The sequence below is a fragment of the Azotobacter salinestris genome (assembly GCF_009363155.1).
GTDB classification, from domain to species: domain Bacteria; phylum Pseudomonadota; class Gammaproteobacteria; order Pseudomonadales; family Pseudomonadaceae; genus Azotobacter; species Azotobacter salinestris.
This window is the reverse complement of record NZ_CP045302.1, coordinates 2,298,325-2,313,339: the sequence shown is the minus strand read 5'-3', so window position 1 is coordinate 2,313,339 and position 15,015 is coordinate 2,298,325. Positions and strand designations below refer to the sequence as shown.

Annotated in this window: 18 protein-coding genes; 12 read left to right on the top strand and 6 right to left on the bottom strand. The window is 64.2% G+C overall.

The genetic code is table 11. The annotated features are described in order from the left end of the window. Positions 1-56: 56 nt before the first annotated feature. Together GCU53_RS10785 and GCU53_RS26065 are read right to left on the bottom strand one after the other, a co-directional pair. Positions 57-1,676 (bottom strand): malate:quinone oxidoreductase, encoded by a 1,620-nt coding sequence (locus tag GCU53_RS10785; RefSeq protein ID WP_152387616.1) that lies wholly within the window; start codon positions 1,674-1,676, stop codon positions 57-59. Positions 1,677-2,328: 652 nt separating this feature from the next. Further along, entirely contained in the window at positions 2,329-2,658 is a 330-nt protein-coding gene (locus GCU53_RS26065; RefSeq protein WP_244307117.1) for a hypothetical protein, read from the bottom strand. 3 nt (positions 2,659-2,661) lie between these two features. Between GCU53_RS26065 and GCU53_RS26060 the strand changes: the two genes are divergently transcribed. Beyond that, positions 2,662-2,967 (top strand): hypothetical protein, encoded by a 306-nt coding sequence (locus GCU53_RS26060; protein WP_244307115.1) that lies wholly within the window; start codon positions 2,662-2,664, stop codon positions 2,965-2,967. Between the two features lie 195 nt (positions 2,968-3,162). Here GCU53_RS26060 and GCU53_RS10775 read toward each other — a convergent pair whose 3' ends face one another. Then, the gene (locus GCU53_RS10775) at positions 3,163-3,396 is read right to left on the bottom strand and encodes a hypothetical protein (RefSeq protein WP_152387614.1); all 234 of its coding nucleotides are present in this window, start codon (positions 3,394-3,396) and stop codon (positions 3,163-3,165) included. A gap of 197 nt (positions 3,397-3,593) precedes the next feature. Beyond that, positions 3,594-3,857, bottom strand: coding sequence for a helix-turn-helix domain-containing protein (locus GCU53_RS10770; protein WP_152387613.1), 264 nt, complete (start codon positions 3,855-3,857; stop codon positions 3,594-3,596). Positions 3,858-3,945: 88 nt separating this feature from the next. Between GCU53_RS10770 and GCU53_RS10765 the strand changes: the two genes are divergently transcribed. Further along, a complete protein-coding gene (locus tag GCU53_RS10765; protein WP_152387612.1) occupies positions 3,946-4,380 on the top strand; it encodes a helix-turn-helix domain-containing protein in 435 nt (144 codons plus the stop codon). A 727-nt stretch (positions 4,381-5,107) separates the two neighbouring features. Further along, positions 5,108-6,076, top strand: coding sequence for a glucokinase (locus GCU53_RS10760; RefSeq protein ID WP_152387611.1), 969 nt, complete (start codon positions 5,108-5,110; stop codon positions 6,074-6,076). 153 nt (positions 6,077-6,229) lie between these two features. On the opposite strand, the gene gloA2 is transcribed toward GCU53_RS10760, so the two are convergent. Further along, positions 6,230-6,634: an SMU1112c/YaeR family gloxylase I-like metalloprotein gene (gene gloA2 / locus GCU53_RS10755; RefSeq protein WP_152387610.1), complete on the bottom strand. Its 405-nt coding sequence runs from the start codon at positions 6,632-6,634 to the stop codon at positions 6,230-6,232. A 192-nt stretch (positions 6,635-6,826) separates the two neighbouring features. Further along, positions 6,827-8,116, bottom strand: coding sequence for a sugar MFS transporter (locus GCU53_RS10750; protein WP_152387609.1), 1,290 nt, complete (start codon positions 8,114-8,116; stop codon positions 6,827-6,829). A 2,066-nt stretch (positions 8,117-10,182) separates the two neighbouring features. Between GCU53_RS10750 and GCU53_RS10745 the strand changes: the two genes are divergently transcribed. From GCU53_RS10745 to GCU53_RS10710, 9 genes are all read left to right on the top strand, one after another. Continuing rightward, positions 10,183-11,640: a tyrosine-type recombinase/integrase gene (locus tag GCU53_RS10745; protein WP_152387608.1), complete on the top strand. Its 1,458-nt coding sequence runs from the start codon at positions 10,183-10,185 to the stop codon at positions 11,638-11,640. A 557-nt stretch (positions 11,641-12,197) separates the two neighbouring features. Continuing rightward, complete coding sequence (locus GCU53_RS10740) at positions 12,198-12,416, top strand: helix-turn-helix transcriptional regulator (protein WP_039806617.1); 219 nt, start codon at positions 12,198-12,200, stop codon at positions 12,414-12,416. A 3-nt stretch (positions 12,417-12,419) separates the two neighbouring features. Further along, positions 12,420-12,797 carry a hypothetical protein gene (locus tag GCU53_RS10735; RefSeq protein ID WP_152387607.1) on the top strand — a complete coding sequence of 126 codons (378 nt, stop codon included), beginning with the start codon at positions 12,420-12,422 and terminating at the stop codon, positions 12,795-12,797. After that, a complete protein-coding gene (locus tag GCU53_RS10730; RefSeq protein ID WP_152387606.1) occupies positions 12,794-13,543 on the top strand; it encodes an ORF6N domain-containing protein in 750 nt (249 codons plus the stop codon). The genes GCU53_RS10735 and GCU53_RS10730 overlap by 4 nt, the downstream gene beginning before the upstream one ends. Beyond that, positions 13,540-13,779: a hypothetical protein gene (locus tag GCU53_RS10725; protein WP_152387605.1), complete on the top strand. Its 240-nt coding sequence runs from the start codon at positions 13,540-13,542 to the stop codon at positions 13,777-13,779. The genes GCU53_RS10730 and GCU53_RS10725 overlap by 4 nt, the downstream gene beginning before the upstream one ends. 302 nt (positions 13,780-14,081) lie before the next feature. Beyond that, a complete protein-coding gene (locus tag GCU53_RS25465) occupies positions 14,082-14,255 on the top strand; it encodes a hypothetical protein (RefSeq protein ID WP_167520061.1) in 174 nt (57 codons plus the stop codon). After that, complete coding sequence (locus GCU53_RS10720) at positions 14,252-14,446, top strand: hypothetical protein (RefSeq protein ID WP_152387604.1); 195 nt, start codon at positions 14,252-14,254, stop codon at positions 14,444-14,446. Before GCU53_RS25465 ends, GCU53_RS10720 begins: the two co-directional genes overlap by 4 nt. Next, positions 14,443-14,709, top strand: coding sequence for a hypothetical protein (locus GCU53_RS10715; RefSeq protein ID WP_152387603.1), 267 nt, complete (start codon positions 14,443-14,445; stop codon positions 14,707-14,709). The genes GCU53_RS10720 and GCU53_RS10715 overlap by 4 nt, the downstream gene beginning before the upstream one ends. After that, positions 14,706-15,008, top strand: a complete 303-nt coding sequence (locus tag GCU53_RS10710) for a hypothetical protein (RefSeq protein WP_152387602.1) — start codon at positions 14,706-14,708, stop codon at positions 15,006-15,008. The genes GCU53_RS10715 and GCU53_RS10710 overlap by 4 nt, the downstream gene beginning before the upstream one ends. Positions 15,009-15,015 lie beyond the last annotated feature (7 nt).

Genomic DNA, 15,015 nt, shown 5'->3' with positions numbered 1-15,015 from the left:
CGGGAGCCCGAAAAAACATCCCCCTCGGGGCGAGGGGGATGTCGGGGCGGGACGGCTTACAGCGCCGCCTGGGTGGGCTGGGCGGCAGCAGCTTCGACCTGAACCTCGGCGGCTTCCGGCTCGACCGGCATGAAGTTCAGCTGCAGGCGCTCGCTGGTCATGGCGCGGACGCTGTTGGTCAGCTCGAGGTTGCCGTTGAGCTTCTGGCCGTAGGAGGGAATGATTTCCTTCAGCCTGGCCTGCCACTCGGCGGTCTTGACCTTGTCCTTGAAGGTCTTCTCCAGCACGGTGAGCATGATCGGCGCGGCGGTGGAGGCGCCCGGCGAGGCGCCCAGCAGCGCGGCGATGCTGCCGTCCGCGGCGGCCACGACCTCGGTGCCGAACTGCAGGACGCCGCCTTTCTCCGGATCCTTCTTGATGACCTGGACGCGCTGGCCGGCGGTCAGCAGCTTCCAGTCTTCGGCCTTGGCCTCCGGGAAGTACTCGCGCAACTCCTCGATGCGTTCTTCCTGGCTGAGCATCAGTTGGCCGATCAGGTAGGTGCTGAGCGGCAGGTTGTCGAGGCCGGCGTGCATGATCGGCATGAAGTTGTCCGAGCTCAGCGAGCGCGGCATGTCCAGCAGCGAGCCGTTCTTCAGGAACTTGGTGGAGAAGGTGGCGAAGGGGCCGAACAGGAGCGCCCGCTTGCCATCGATCACGCGGGTGTCCAGATGCGGCACGGACATCGGCGGGGCACCGACGGAGGCCTTGCCGTAGACCTTGGCCAGGTGACGCTCGACGACTTCCGGGTTGCTGGTGTAGAGGAACTGGCCGCCCACCGGGAAGCCGGCGTAGCCGTCGGCCTCGGGGATGCCGGTTTTCTGCAGCAGCGGCAGCGCGCCGCCGCCGGCGCCGATGAACACGAACCTGGCCTTGACGGTCTTTTCCTCGCCGCCCTTGGCCAGGTCGGCGACCGTCACGCTCCAGGTGCCGTCGTCGTTGCGCTCGAAGTTGCGCACCTCGTGCTTGAGGTTCAGCTTGACGTCGTCGTGCCTGGTCAGCGCGCCCATCAGCTGGCGGGTGATTTCGCCGAAGTTGACGTCGGTGCCGATCGGCATACGGGTCGCGGCGACCTTCTGGTCGGCCGGGCGGCCTTCCATCACCAGCGGTGCCCATTGCTCGATGGTCGCGTGGTCTTCCGTGTACTCCATGCCGCGGTACAGCGTGCTGTGCTGCATCGCCTCATGGCGCTTCTTCAGGAAGGCGACGTTCTCGTCGCCCCAGACGAAGCTGATGTGCGGCACGTCGTTGATGAAGGATTTCGGATTGCTCAGCACGCCCTTCTCGACCTGGTGGGCCCAGAACTGCCGAGAGATCTCGAAGGACTCGGTGACCGCCACGGCCTTGCTGATGTCGACGTGGCCGTCGGGCTTCTCGGGGGTGTAGTTCAGCTCGCAGAACGCCGAGTGGCCGGTACCGGCGTTGTTCCAGGGGTTGGAGCTTTCCGCGGCGACCTGGTCGAGGCGTTCGTAGATGTCGATCGTCCACTCGGGCTCCAGTTCCTTGAGGTAGGTGCCGAGGCTGGCGCTCATGATGCCGCCGCCGATCAGCAGAACGTCCACGGTCTTTTCCGCGTCGTCCTGCTTGGCGCAGCCGACGATGCTGGCGCACAGGAAAGTCAGTAACAGTTTTTTCATAAGACGGACCTGTTGAAGGTGTGAGTAGGTTTCGCAAGGCTTCGGCAGACACTGGGTGGCGCGCTGCCGATGGCCGGTCGGGATCGCCGACAAGGCCTGCCGCTACTGTCGATGAAGCTGTCGCATCCGGATCAACTGTTGTTCTTGTTCGGCACGTCCAGAACGGCCGCGCGGGCGCGCAAGACCGTCGGAACCTGCTTCTCCTGGAGGGTGTCTCGCCCGACCCCGGTCGGGCGCACACCCGTCGATGCGCTGGCCTCCGTTTCCGGGAGGCTCTCGTCGCTGGATGCGGGGCCGTCCCGCATCGCACGAATGGTCAGGGAGCAGGATGTGTGCCATTCATGCAAAAGCGCCGAAAATCCATGCTCTGGAGCAATGGGTCGGCGTTTTTTCGGGGCTGTGTGGCGAAATGTCGCCATCGAGTGGCTGAAAAAGCCGCCCAGGGAGGCGGAATTCCGCCTGCGCCCGCGAGCTAGAGCCATTGCGCATCGGGGCCGGGGGTGGCCGCCTCGGACAGAGACGCCAGACAGTGGACATCGGCACTGGCTGAATGCGAAACGAGGCACAAGACTGAAGTTGGGTGGCCTTGCGCTACCCGCATGGCAGCGGACGGGAGCTGGAGGGATTTCCTGCCGGCAGCCCCGGACGCTGCTCATGGCCATGCATCCAGGATGGAGTCGTTCCCATGAAAGCCGAACACCTGCGTCTTCTCGCTGACATCTCCGCCCGGCCGACAGCCACTGTGCGTACCCGCTTGCTCGCGATCCGCCGTCTCTGCCGGGTTTTCGCCCGGGAACTGGAGGCCATCGATGCCGAGCGCCGCGCCTTGCGCCGACAGGCCGGCAAGTTGCGAGCTTTTCTGCCGTTCACCAGATTGGCGGTGAGCGACCTGGAGCGACAGGCCGGCATCTGCCGGAGCGATGCGAAGCGCGACCTCTGCCGGGTTTTGGCGAGCTTCGGGCGCAGATTGATACGGGATCAAAGGATGATCGAGCCCCTGGGCTTCGACGGCCTGTGCGACCTGCTGAACGTCAATCCCGTTCATCGCAGCGAGCTTCGCCGGCGCACGCGCGTCGGGCTCGTGGAGATCGTCTTCATCGAAGGGCTGGAGGACAGTGCCGAGCACCAGGGCGATGACTGGAAGGAGGGTCCCCTGTTCAACGCCTGCTACCACGCGATGATCGAGCTGTTCCGGGAAAGACGCCCGTCGCCCGCCCAGGCCACTTCCTGCAGTCTTCCTGCAAAGCGGCCGGCGCCCAGGTTGCGGGTGGTGGGTGGCAAGGCGGGCTGAGCCTTGCCGCTGTTCGCACCTTAAGGCCGGGCTGCGCCCGGAGTCCGGCCTTTTGCGGGCTCCGGAGGTGGGCGGCGATGATTCTCTCCAGTGCCTTCGTCAGGCAGGGCGGTGGGCGGCATCGGCGAGAGCCTGCTCTTTCCGTTCTCGGGCGGGGGGCAGGGAGGGGGAGGCAGCCAGATCGTGATCAGCCTCCTAAGGCAAGCGGTCGAGGGCGGCCTTGAGGGCGCCGAGCGCCTTCTTCTGCGCAGCCAGGTGCGGAGCGTCCCGGAGGATGGCGCCGCAGCGGCTGTCTTCGGGAACCGGCAGGTAGCGGGCGGCATGCCATTGCTGCTGAATGGCGCTGCGCAATTCCTGGCGCAGATACAGCAACAGGGCTTCCGCCAGTTTCGGCTCCAGCTTCAACTCGATGAAAATGGCCTTTTCCATGGCTTTTCTCGGCTAATAATCGCTGTTTCTCGATCCTGCGCTCGTGTACGGCGCTGTTGCGAGTCGGGCCCGGCCGGCGGCAATCCGCGTGCGGGAGGACGTCCGATCCGGCAGGCACCGGCATCCCGGGACGCAGTCTGGCGAGGCGGCGCCCGGCCGGGAGGCCGGGTTGCCGGCAGCTTCCTGTCCAGCTCCCCTCAGGTCTTCCCTGTCATGGAGGAATGTGGCAGCTCCCTCGCATCCATACCCGCCAGGATACCCGGCAGCACTTCGGCGCCGATCGCCAGCGACAGGTCGCGCAGGATGGAAAAGGTCAGCCGTCCGTTGGGCAGGGTGCTGGCGCCGGCCCAGCGCTGGACAGCCTGGGTCACCGTGCGTGGTTCGTAGCCGTGGGCGAGGGCGAACTGGCGGAAGTTGCTGCCTTTTTCTATCAGCCGGGCCTGGATCTGGCGTTTGTTCATGGCTCGGGTGTTCTCATTTGGTTAGAATGTACTCGTTACGCGTAACAGTAACTATTCTAAACGCATAAGTCAAACGGTAATACTCCAGATGCGTAAGAAAAGTGCGACGACTGTGCTGGCGCGGCTCAAGGTGCTGACGGGCTGCACAACCGATACGGCCCTGGCCTCCACACTGGGCATAAGCCCCCAGACCCTGAGCAGTTGGAAGTCTAGGGACACCATTCCCTATGCGCTGTGCGTAGAGGTGGCCGACGAGCGCGGCGTCTCGCTTGACTGGCTGCTGGTCGGCGAAGGGCCGATGACCCGGGGAGAGGGGGAGGTGCCCGCGGCAGCCCGGGAGTCTGCGGCGGCCTACGACATCAGCCCCGGCGAGCGGGCCCTGCTCGAGCTGTTCCGTTCGCTCGATGAGGATGATCGCCAGGAGCTCCAGCACGCCGCTTCGCAGAAAAAGCGCCTGGCCCTCATCGAGCAGCGTCTCGAGGAACTGGCCGCCGTGGTTGCCACCCTCAAGCGACCCGTCTAGGGCGCCTGCCTTCGAGGGCCTGTCGGACACGCGCTCACCACTGGGCCGGGGGTCGCCGGAGGCGGGCCCATCCCGTTCCCGTTCGGCATGCCCGGCATCGACCGCTCATGGCTGCACCCTTTCGTCGCCGGGTGTTCCAAAGCCTCTCGGGCATTCATGACAGCTTGGGCGCTGCCGGCTTTCCGCGGATGCAATCGAGGACGAAACGGACTTGTTAAGCGAAATGCCAAAGGCTAAGGTAGCGCTATCTTTGTGGTTTGAGGCTTGCCGAAGCCCAGGCCCTGGTCCCGGCCTGTGTCGGGAATAGCTCAAAAGCTGCACGGTCAAGGCAAAGGGATGGCAGCAGCAGAGCCTGCTGCGTGCCGGCGCGAGTCTTGAAAATAGCGCAGTCTCAAGAAGCGCATGGCGCTGCGACGCTTCGGCATTGCGCCTGTAAGCGACCTTTCTCGTCCGGGATGACGTTCGCCCTTCCTGGGTCGCCATATGGGGGACCGGAAGGGCGGTTTCGTGCGCAAGGCCTGCAGGGGCCGGGAGGCCAGTCCCGCGGCAGGCGGCGGCGTTGCCGTGCGTTCGCGGCCAGTTTCAGCGTTTTACAGAAGCTTTTCTAACCTTTCTATAAAATACAACAAAGTGTGAAGCCTATGACTGTCGAAACCCTTCCCTCCGCGCTCCATTCGATGTTGGCCACCCTGCACAGGACGTGCTCCAGACTGCAGGAGCAAGTGAAATGAAGCTGGCAGTGGTCGGAGACATCGGGGGCACCAATGCGCGTTTCGCCTTGTGGCGCAATGAACGGATCGAGTCGGTACAGACGCTGGCCGCAGCCGACTTCGCCACGCCGGCGCTGGCGATCGAGCATTACCTGTCCTCCCTCGGGCTGCCTTCGAGCAGTCTTTCCAGCCTGAGCCTGGGCTGCGCCGGGCCGGTGTCCGGCGAGGATTTCCGCTTCACCAACAACCATTGGACCCTGAACCGCAGCGCCTTCCGGCAGGCGCTGGGGCTGGACAACCTGCTGCTGATCAACGACTTCACCGCCATGGCGCTGGGCATGACGCGCCTGCGCGAGCACGAGTGCATCCAGATCTGCCCCGGCGCATCGGAACCTGGCAGCCCGTCGCTGGTGATAGGACCGGGCACCGGCCTGGGGGTCAGCACCCTGTTGCCCGATGGCGATGACCGCTGGCGGGTGCTGCCGGGCGAGGGCGGGCACGTCGATCTGCCGATCGGCAGCCTGCGCGAGGCGGCGCTGTGGCAGCAGCTGTTCGTCGACCTGGGTCATGTGCGCGCCGAAGACGTGCTCAGCGGCAGCGGTCTGGTGCGGCTCTACCGGGCGATCTGCACCCTGGACAACCATGTGCCGCATCTGGGTACTCCCGCGGAAATCAGCACGGCCGCCCTGGCCGGCGATCCGCTCGCGGAGGAAGTCCTGAGCCTGTTCTGCAGCTGGCTTGGCCGTGTCGCCGGCAACGGCGTGCTGACCATGGGCGCCCGGGGCGGCGTCTATATCGTCGGTGGCGTGATTCCGCGCTTCGCCGCCTTCTTCCAGTCCAGCGGCTTCGCCAGCAGCCTGTGCAGCAAGGGCTGCATGAGCCACTACCTCGAGGGCGTGCCGGTCTGGCTGGTGACCGCCGAATACCCCGGTCTGGAAGGCGCCGGTGTGGCCCTGCAGCAAGTGCTGGAGCCCGTCGCCGCCTGAGTCGTGTGCAGGGCACCGGGGCGCTGCCCCCGGTGCCTGTTCGCGATATCTCTTGCTCCTGTCCTCCTTTCGCCCGTCAGGGCAGGCCATCCGTACCCGCCACCCCGAATAGAGCCGCTCGGGATGAGCCGCTCGGGGTACAGTCGTGAAGTCCTAGCCTTCCCGGCGAACGTCCGCCTCGTACAGCTCCAGCGGCAGACCATCCGGGTCCGCGAAGAAGACAAAGCGCCTGTTCGTATGCTCGTCGATGCGGATGGGCTCGACGGCTATTCCCCTGTGCTCGAGTTCCGCCTTGCAGGCGGCCACGTCCTCGACTTCGAACGCCAGATGGCGCAGGCCGCAGGCTTCCGGATAGGAAGGACGCGCCGGAGGGGCGGGGAAGGAGAAGAGCTCGAGCTGCGAGCCGTCGGGCAGCGCCAGGTCGAGCTTGTGGGACTGGCGCCCGGCCCGGTAGTGCTCGGCCAGGATGCGCAGGCCCAGGCATTCGGTGTAGAAGCGCTTCGAGACCTCGTAGTCCGAACAGATGATGGCGGCATGGTGAATGCGGCGAAGACGCATGGTGTGATGGCTCGTCTCGGGTGAGTGGCAGGATTGGACCCGGCAGGCGGCCAGGCGTTGGACGCTGGAATGAGGCGGCGGGAGATTTGCGGAACGTGTGGCGTCCGGTCGCCAGGGGCGGCGAGAGGGCTGGTCGGCAGAACGTCCCGGGCCTTTGCGGCCCGGGACGGCAGGGGCGTGACGGACGCGCTATCAGCCGGCAATGTGCGGGCGGCGTGCGTACCAGCCGTAGGCGGCGATGCCGGCATAGCAGATGGCCGGAACGGCCAGGGCCAGGGCGAGGGTCGACAGGTCGGCGGCGAACCCGGTGATCGGCGGAATGATGGCTCCGCCGACGATCGCGCAGCAGATCAGGCCCGATCCCTCGGCCGCCCGCTCGCCGAGCCCTTCGGAGGCCAGGCTGAAGATGGTCGGGAACATGATGGAGTTGAACAGCCCCACGGCCAGCAGCGACCAGCCGGCGATGCTGCCCGTCGAGGTGCTGGAGAGAGTGAGCAGCGTGATGACGACGACGGCGGCGAAGGCCAGCAGCTTGCCGGGCGCGAAGCGGCGCATCAGGGCTGCACCGATGAAGCGGCCGACCATGGCGCCGCCCCAGTAGAAGGCCACGTGCTTGCCAGCTTCTTCCGCGGCCAGATGCAGGGTGGTCGGGAGCATCAGGTAGTCGGTGAGCAGGCTGCCGATGGCCACTTCGGCGCCGACGTACAGGAAGATGCAGGCGGCACCGAAGGCGAAGCGCGGCTGCTTCAGCAGGTCGAGGGCGGAAAACGGATTGAAGCGCTCGGGCTTTTTCGAGGACTTAAGCGCATTACGCTGCAGCCAGACGATGGCGGCGATGAGGCAGATCACCAGGGCGATGCCGGCATAGGTGTTGCTGATGACGCTGGCCTCATGGGCCAGGAAGGCCTTGAGTTCGGCTCCCGACAGCGTGGCCGGGTCCACTTCGTTCAGCGCGCCGAGGATCAGGATGGCACCGATGTAGGGGGCCACGGTCGTGCCCAGCGAGTTGAAGCCCTGGCCCAGGGTCAGGCGGCTGTGCGCGGTCGAGCTCGGCCCCAGCAGCGACAGCAGGGGGTTGGCGACGACCTGAACGGTGGTGACGCCCACCGCCAGGATGAACAGGGCGCCCAGGAAGGCCGGGAACAGGGTCGACAGGGTCGCCGGAATGAACAGCAGGCACCCGGCGGCCATGGTCAGCAGACCGACGACGGCGGCCTTCATGTAGCCGATGCGCGAGATCAGCAGGCCGGCCGGTATGGAGGCGACGAAGTAGGCGAAGAAGAACGCCGACTGCACCAGCATGGCCTCGGTGTAACTGAGGCTGAACAGGTCTTTCAGCTTTGGAACGAGGACGTCGTTGAGGCTGGTCAGTCCCCCGAAAATGAAGAACAGGGCAAAAACATAGAGGCCCAGTTTCTGGGTTTGGGGTGTCGCCAGGCTGTCCGTGCCGGCCCCGCCGAGGTTCGTTTCTACCGTCGTCATCGTGCATTTCCTCTTGTTGTGATTGTTGCTTCTAGGAGTCTTCTGCCGGGTGCGCGTCGGCGCTGTCCAGGCAGGATTTCAATCCGAGAGCCGGCTGGCCCGGATCAAACCGTTACGGCTTCCTGCCGTGAACCGGACGGTGCTGCCTTCGGCCCGGCACATTTGCCGAGACTGAAGCCGTCCGGTCGTACCGGAATGCTGTCTGCCGTGCGGCCGCGCCTTGAGCGGCTCTGGCGGCAGTCTGGGGTCTGCATCTTTCCGAAAGGGCGAGGTTTGCAACCGCCGTTTGCCGCAACCCTGACAGTTGCGGCAGAGACTCAGCTGGCGGCGGCTGTCGAGTGCGCGATGCGTATCGGCGCAGTGGTGCCGCGAGAGGGACGAACGCGGCGTCTTCGGGGCTCGGGAGTCGCCGCGCGGTGCTGGCGGGGTGCCCGGGCAGGACGGAACTGGCTGCGACTGGCAGTCCCTTGGTCGATCAACATGGCGCTGGATGGACGCATAAGGCACCTCGGAGCATAGACAGCGCTATCTTTCAGGGGTGACGCTCACTGCAAAACAGAGAGCCCTGCTGCCGTCCTGCTTGTTGTTCTTGTCGATTGCCTCGTGGGCATTATTCCGGAGCGGCCGGCGGGGGACAGAACCATGCCCCTGGAATAGGGTCGAACCGCTGAGGTAGCGCTACCTTAGTGCCTGGTTTGGCGTTTGGCAAGTGGTTCGATTTCTGGATTCTAGTCATTGATAAATCGATTCACCAGTAGCCCTCATCGACTTCCTCAAACCTTTTCCCGGACTGGCAAAAGGCGTGAATCAGCAATGAAGTCGGCATGTTCGCTACGCGATGAGCGCCCTTCCGAAGGGCTGTCTTCCCTTCTGCGGCAAGCAAGCCTTTGGCCGTGACAGCGTGAAGCGGTCGTCCGTCCAGGCGATGGGCGGTCGTTTCAGGGAGGAGGGCGAGGGCTGGGAGAAGCTCGGCGGTGATCGGCAGTCCAGGGCACAGGTCCGCAGCGACGGGTTTTTCTGGCACCGGTTCAAGGGGCGGTCGGGAGTCTGGCCGAGCTTGAATGCCGGAAGGCAGGGCTGTGGACCTGTCCCTGAAGGCGGAGTCTCTGCCGGCCCGATGACCGCGCGCGCGGGGCCGCTTTTATTCGGCGCAAACAAAAAGCGACAAGGGATCGCCTTGTCGCTTCATGTTCTTCCTTTCTTCCGTGGGTCATCGTCCTGATGATGCCGCGATCCTGCGACAGTCCCTGGCTTCCATCCCTGGCGGCCTTCGTCGATCCTTCGACGTCGGTGTGGAAGTGAGTCTACCGGGGTTGCCGTCCTGGATAAATTGGGAAAGCTCTCGATCTTTTGTAGGTTATGGCTTACAGAGGCACGCCTGGCATGCTGGCGCTCGAGGTCGCTGGCGCCAGGCGCGGCTTTCCGGCCGACAGGTAGAGCTGAAACCGTAGTCCGGACCCGGATCCCGGGCCATCCGTCGGCAGAAAAAGGCAGTGGAGAGAGTGATGCCCTCATGGTGGTGTCGCTGCCTTTGCTGAGGCGTGCCTGTCATGCGCCCGCCTGTGCTTGAAGCCGGGGGTGGCTTACTCCTGGGCGGCATGAAGAGAATGCTGGCCGGCTCTTCGTGCGCCTGGGGATGGCTGGTGTGGTGCCGCGTGTTCCGCCGATGGAGGACCACCACATCACCGCCCGAGGCGAGGGAGTGACGCTGATCGCCAGCGCCGGCAGTGCGTCACTTGGGTGATGAGGATGAGATTGCAGTCGCGCAGTCCAGCCGCCAGAGATGCTGTGACCCAATCGAGGCGAGAACCCCAAAAACAACAAAGGCCCGCATCGCTGCGAGCCTTTATTTATATGGTGCCGGCACCAGGAATCGAACCCTTGAGCTACTGATTACAAGCGGCTTGTCTTGGCGTTTTTCCATGATTCAGCTGATAGCACGAAACGGCTCAATCCTTTGATATTAAAGGGGTTAACCTTATTCCGTTGTTTCGCCGTGTTGCACGCTGTAGCCTTTTGTCACCCGAGAAGCTGTGACCAAAGCTGTGACCAAATCCGAGGCGACTATGGCGAGCAACACATCGAAGACAGTGAATGACCAGAAGGTGCGGGGCATGACGCCCGGCTGCTCGCCTCTGGTCGAAAGCCTGCCGGGACGTGGCACAGGGGCGCTGGTGTTCAAGCGCCCGAACGATGGCCCGCCCGCCTGCTACTACCGCTATCACCTGGCCGGCAAGCCAGTGCTGTTGAAACTCGGCTCATACCGGCGCACGACTCGGGAAGTTGGCTTCACCCTGCCTGAGCTGCGCGACAAGGCCACCGCAATGGCGCAGATAGCCAAAGAGCACGGCGACGTTAAGGCTTACCTGGCGAAGCAGGCATCGGATGCCGAAGCGGCACGCATCGAGCAAGAGCGCGCGGTCGAAGCGGCACGCCTGAACGCGGAGGAGGAAGCCCGAGAGCGCCAGCGCCTGGCCGAGATCGAGGCGTCGCGCGGCACGCTGGGCGAGCTGTTCCTTGACTACATCGAGGCACGCCGGGGCAAGGCCACGCCCGGCGTTATCAGGGAGCTGGAGCGGCTGTATCAGGCCAACATGCTGACGCCCCATCCCGCCATCGTGGCAATAAAGGCACGCGATATCCGCCCCGACCATATCCTCGCCATCCTTGATCCGATCTGGAGCAGGGGGGCAAAGGTACAAGCCGACCGGATGCGCTCTTTCCTGGTCGCCGCTTTCAATCACGGGCTTCGGGCAGAGAACGCGGTCGGCAGAGCGAATGCCAAGCGCTACAGCCTGGAGAGCAACCCCGCCGCCGTGGTCGCCGTCGAGAAGGTCTCGGCGCCTGTCGAGCGCGCGCTATCAGATGCCGAGCTGCGCCAGTTCTGGACCACCATCGAGAGCACCGAAGGCGTCGGGCCGGTTATGGCGCTGCTGTTCAAGTTCGTCATCGCCACGGGCGGGCAGCGCATCTTCAACATCTGTCAGACCACATGGGATGACTACAACCTGGAAGCCGGCACTGTGCGTCTGGTCCATCGCAAGGGCCGCAAAGATGCGGGGGCTGGCGCCAGCGAGAGGCCGCACCTTGTCCCGTTGTCGCCGCGTGCCGTCGAGATTCTGGAGCGGGTGAGGGCGGTCAATGGTTGCCATCCCTGGCCGTGGACCACTACCGGAAAGCAGCACATCGTCGTCAGCAGTCCGCGCCATGCCGTAGCCGACTGGCTGGCGTCCGATCATGCGGGCATCGACGGGAAGGAGATCACCAGTTTCTCGCCGCGCGATCTGCGCCGTACCTGCGCCCAACTGATGCAGAAGCACGGCGTCAGCGACAGCCTGTCCGACCTGCTGCAAGCGCACGGGCAAACCGGCGTGGTAGGGCGGCACTACCGCAACAATCCCGAGGCGGCATTGCCGGAGAAGCTGCGAGCCATCGAGCTGTTCGACCGGGCATTGGTAATGGTGCTGGGAGAGGTCGTCGAGCAGGCCGATAACGTGGTCAAGCTTGAAAAGAAGAAAGCGTAACAAATTGTTTCGTTGGTCGCGTTCCATGTGAAACATAACGAAACGTCGCGGATTGCCGATAGGTGCCTATGAGTGCCTATGAGTGCGGACCCAAAAGGCATGTTCACTTCCGCCGGCTCCATTGGATGGATGAACAACGCGCTGCTCTGCACCCACCTTATAAAACGTGGTGGTACTATGGGGCCACTGGCGGGCAAACAGTAATCAAGCGAAACGCCGCTGTATGGCTGGCGATAGCCGTTACTCTTGCCGAAGCTGAATGCGGCACCCTGAAAAGAGAAAACCCCGGTATTGGCGTACCGGGGTCTTTGACGGGAAAGGACGTTGGCGCGTCCTGTTGCACCAGCTAGGCCAGTACAACCCCGAGGGGAGAAGCTTTTTCGACGGGCTTCATGGGTACAACCATTGGTTGTGCCACAAACAGAATATTCCCTGTAGCCATATACGGCAATGAATCGTTTAGCAATACGCTAAGTGATCAGACCAGCGGAATAGGCGTTTTCTGTTCGCTCCCTCGGGTTTTTCAACGATTTTCAACTCCGTTGGAGACCCAATCTATGGCGCAAACCGCCACCCGCAACACCTCAGCACCCAACCTGCCGATTCGCGGCGCATACGCCACCACTGAGCAGCAATGCACCAAGTACCAAGTCAGCCGTACGACTTGGTGGCGCTGGTCGCAGATGCCGGGCTTCCCCAAGCCGATCCGCTTCGGGCGTTCTGTGCGCTGGGATGATCCCGCCTGCGAAGCCTTCCTGACCCAGCAGGAGGCTTAATCCATGCCGATCAAACAACCCTGCCAACAGGCTGGGGACGCTCCCGGCTTGGCTGAAGAAAGCGCCAGCCCCGCCGAGCTGCTGGACAAGGCGCCGAGCAAGATCGCCCGCGTCCTGGCCTACATGCTGGTGCCCTGCAATTCGCTGAACCGCTTCGAGGCCGAACTCCTGGGCGACCACTGCCTGAACTCGACCGTGGCGAAGCTGGCGAACCAGTACGGCCTTGAGTTCCAGCGCCAACCGGAGAAGGTGCCCAACCGCTGGGGCGCTCCCTGCGACGTGACCCGCTACAGCCTGCCGGAAAGCCAGCACCAGCGCGCCCGTGCCGTCCTGGCGCTGCTGAACAAGCCGGCCAAGGACCGCAAGGAGGTGGCGGCATGAATACCGTCACGATCTGCGGCCACCAGTTGCCCATCATCGAGCACCAAGGGCAGCGAGTCGTCACGCTGGCCATGGTGGATAAGGTTCACGAGCGACCGGAGGGCACCGCCCGCCGCAACTTCAACGAGAACCGTCCGCGCTTCATCGAGGCCGAAGACTTCTTCGTACGAAATTCGTACGAAGCCCGGCAAATGGGAATCAACGCCCCGAACGGCCTTACCCTGCTGACCGAATCGGGCTACCTGATGCTGGTCAAGAGCTTTACCGACGATCTGGCTTGGGAGGTTCAGCGCCAACTGGTGAGGAGCTATTTCCGACCGGCAGCGCCTGCCGAGCTTTCCCGCCTGGAACTGCTGGAAATGGCCTTGGCCAGCGAGCGGGAGAAGCTCCAAGCCATCGCCGAGCGTGACCATGCCATCGCCACCAAGGCACTGATCGGCGGCAAGCGCGAAGCGACCGCCATGGCTACCGCGTCGGCCGCCACCAAGAAAGCCCGCCAGCTTGAGCAGGAGCTAGGGCGCGGCACTCAGCACGCGACCGTCATCGCTGTCGAGAAGGCGTCTGGCCGCAAGTTCGGAACTCAAGGTTTCCGCCCGCTGAAGAAGTGGTGCAAGGCGCATGACGTGACGCCGCCGAAGGTTCCGTGCCCGCGCTACGGCAAGGCCGTGTCATGGCCGGCAGATGCGTGGAGGGAGGTCTACGGCATCGACCTGGGCGACCTGTTCGGCGCGGAGGTGCCCGCATGACGACCTACACCGGACACCGCGTCGAGGACCACGAGGATTTCATCCTGGAGCAGCTTCTGCCGCTGATCGTCGACCATGCTGGCGCCAGCGACACCCCCACGGAGGTAGTCACCTTCGCCGCGTTCCTGACCCTGGCGACCATCCTGCAAGCCAAGGGGCTGGGCCGTGACGTGCTGGTCCGCGCCATCGACGCCGCCCGCTTGCCGACCCACTACGCGCCGGAGGGTGTGCATTGATGATGTTTGCCCACATGCCCCCGAGTGTTGCCAAGCCTTCCAGCTGGCGCTATCGTGCGCCCGTCACGGTAAGTCCCGTGGCCGACCTTGGCCGGTCGATCAACGTTAGGCGCACAAGCGCCCCCCGTCCGAACGTAGGCGCTTTTTTTACGCCTGCTGTTTCGTGTTATGGCGGCTGTGCGTGGGACACCTTCGGGTGTGCCGGGTGCCTAACGTCCCGGTCGGCCAACCCGCGTACAGTCGTCACCAATCCTTGCTTGGCCGCAAGCGGTGACGGCTCCTCAACGTTAGGAGCTATACCCATGCGACACATCCCCGCCCGTAGTCCGTCTACCGCAAGCACCCGCGCCGCCGCCCATCGAGCAATGGCCCTGGCCGCCCTGCGCGCCGACTCCAGTCTTTCCACCCGCCTGCGCCGCTACAACGATCACATGGCCAAGGCCCGCGCCCTGGAAGCGCAGGAGGTGGCCCTGTGATCGCCGTTCAACTGATCGACAGCACCGGGCGCGTGCTGGGCAATCTGCGTCTACCGGCTGGTGTGCGTCTGGCCGATCTGGAGCGTCTGGCCTTCGAAGCTGGCTCTCCGTCGCTTGAGAAGCACATCGAGCAGCAACTCGCCGCCGAGGTTCGCACCAAGGCCATGGAAGTCATGGAGGTGGCACGGTGAGCAAGACCAGCAACCGCTTCGCCATCGATGCCCTTTGCGTCGCTGATGACGCCCTCGACGTTGTGGGGTTTGGCCGCGAGCAATCGATCTGGCTTTCCGCCCTGATGGTCGCCATCCGCCTTGATGCCGAGCACAACAAAGGTCGCCGCGTGGCCGATCTGGCTACCTTGGGGCAGCACCTGGCCAGCGACTGCGCCAACTACCTGGACACGCAAGCCAGCGACCTTCGCCGCGAGCTGGACGCGCAGGAGGTGGCGAAATGATCCGCGGCGACTGGAATGCCCTGCTGCCGAGTCATGAAGCCATTCAGGCCATGAGCCCGGAGAAGCTGGAAGCCGCAGCCATGGCGGCCGATATCTATTCCTCGACCCTCAGTCACGGGATCGCCGCCATTGGCAACCTGCTGGCGGGCGCCGCATCGAGCAATCAAGGCCTCGATCCTGCTGCGATCCACGACCTGGGCTGGCTGCTTGAATCGCTCGGAAAGCTCTCCGCCAAGCTGGCCGACACCGGCAACTGCATCAACGACCGCTGCAACGCCAAGCAAGGGGGTGCGCAATGAAGCAAAT

Bases quoted from the DNA above. Each gene is read 5' to 3' on its own strand.
- GCU53_RS10785 (WP_152387616.1), bottom strand. From the start codon at position 1,676: ATGAAAAAACTGTTACTGACTTTCCTGTGCGCCAGCATCGTCGGCTGC.
- GCU53_RS26060 (WP_244307115.1), top strand. From the start codon at position 2,662: ATGATCGAGCCCCTGGGCTTCGACGGCCTGTGCGACCTGCTGAACGTC.
- GCU53_RS10775 (WP_152387614.1), bottom strand. From the start codon at position 3,396: ATGGAAAAGGCCATTTTCATCGAGTTGAAGCTGGAGCCGAAACTGGCG.
- GCU53_RS10770 (WP_152387613.1), bottom strand. From the start codon at position 3,857: ATGAACAAACGCCAGATCCAGGCCCGGCTGATAGAAAAAGGCAGCAAC.
- GCU53_RS10765 (WP_152387612.1), top strand. From the start codon at position 3,946: ATGCGTAAGAAAAGTGCGACGACTGTGCTGGCGCGGCTCAAGGTGCTG.
- GCU53_RS10760 (WP_152387611.1), top strand. From the start codon at position 5,108: ATGAAGCTGGCAGTGGTCGGAGACATCGGGGGCACCAATGCGCGTTTC.
- gloA2 (WP_152387610.1), bottom strand. From the start codon at position 6,634: ATGCGTCTTCGCCGCATTCACCATGCCGCCATCATCTGTTCGGACTAC.
- GCU53_RS10750 (WP_152387609.1), bottom strand. From the start codon at position 8,116: ATGACGACGGTAGAAACGAACCTCGGCGGGGCCGGCACGGACAGCCTG.
- GCU53_RS10745 (WP_152387608.1), top strand. From the start codon at position 10,183: ATGGCGAGCAACACATCGAAGACAGTGAATGACCAGAAGGTGCGGGGC.
- GCU53_RS10740 (WP_039806617.1), top strand. From the start codon at position 12,198: ATGGCGCAAACCGCCACCCGCAACACCTCAGCACCCAACCTGCCGATT.
- GCU53_RS10735 (WP_152387607.1), top strand. From the start codon at position 12,420: ATGCCGATCAAACAACCCTGCCAACAGGCTGGGGACGCTCCCGGCTTG.
- GCU53_RS10730 (WP_152387606.1), top strand. From the start codon at position 12,794: ATGAATACCGTCACGATCTGCGGCCACCAGTTGCCCATCATCGAGCAC.
- GCU53_RS10725 (WP_152387605.1), top strand. From the start codon at position 13,540: ATGACGACCTACACCGGACACCGCGTCGAGGACCACGAGGATTTCATC.
- GCU53_RS25465 (WP_167520061.1), top strand. From the start codon at position 14,082: ATGCGACACATCCCCGCCCGTAGTCCGTCTACCGCAAGCACCCGCGCC.
- GCU53_RS10710 (WP_152387602.1), top strand. From the start codon at position 14,706: ATGATCCGCGGCGACTGGAATGCCCTGCTGCCGAGTCATGAAGCCATT.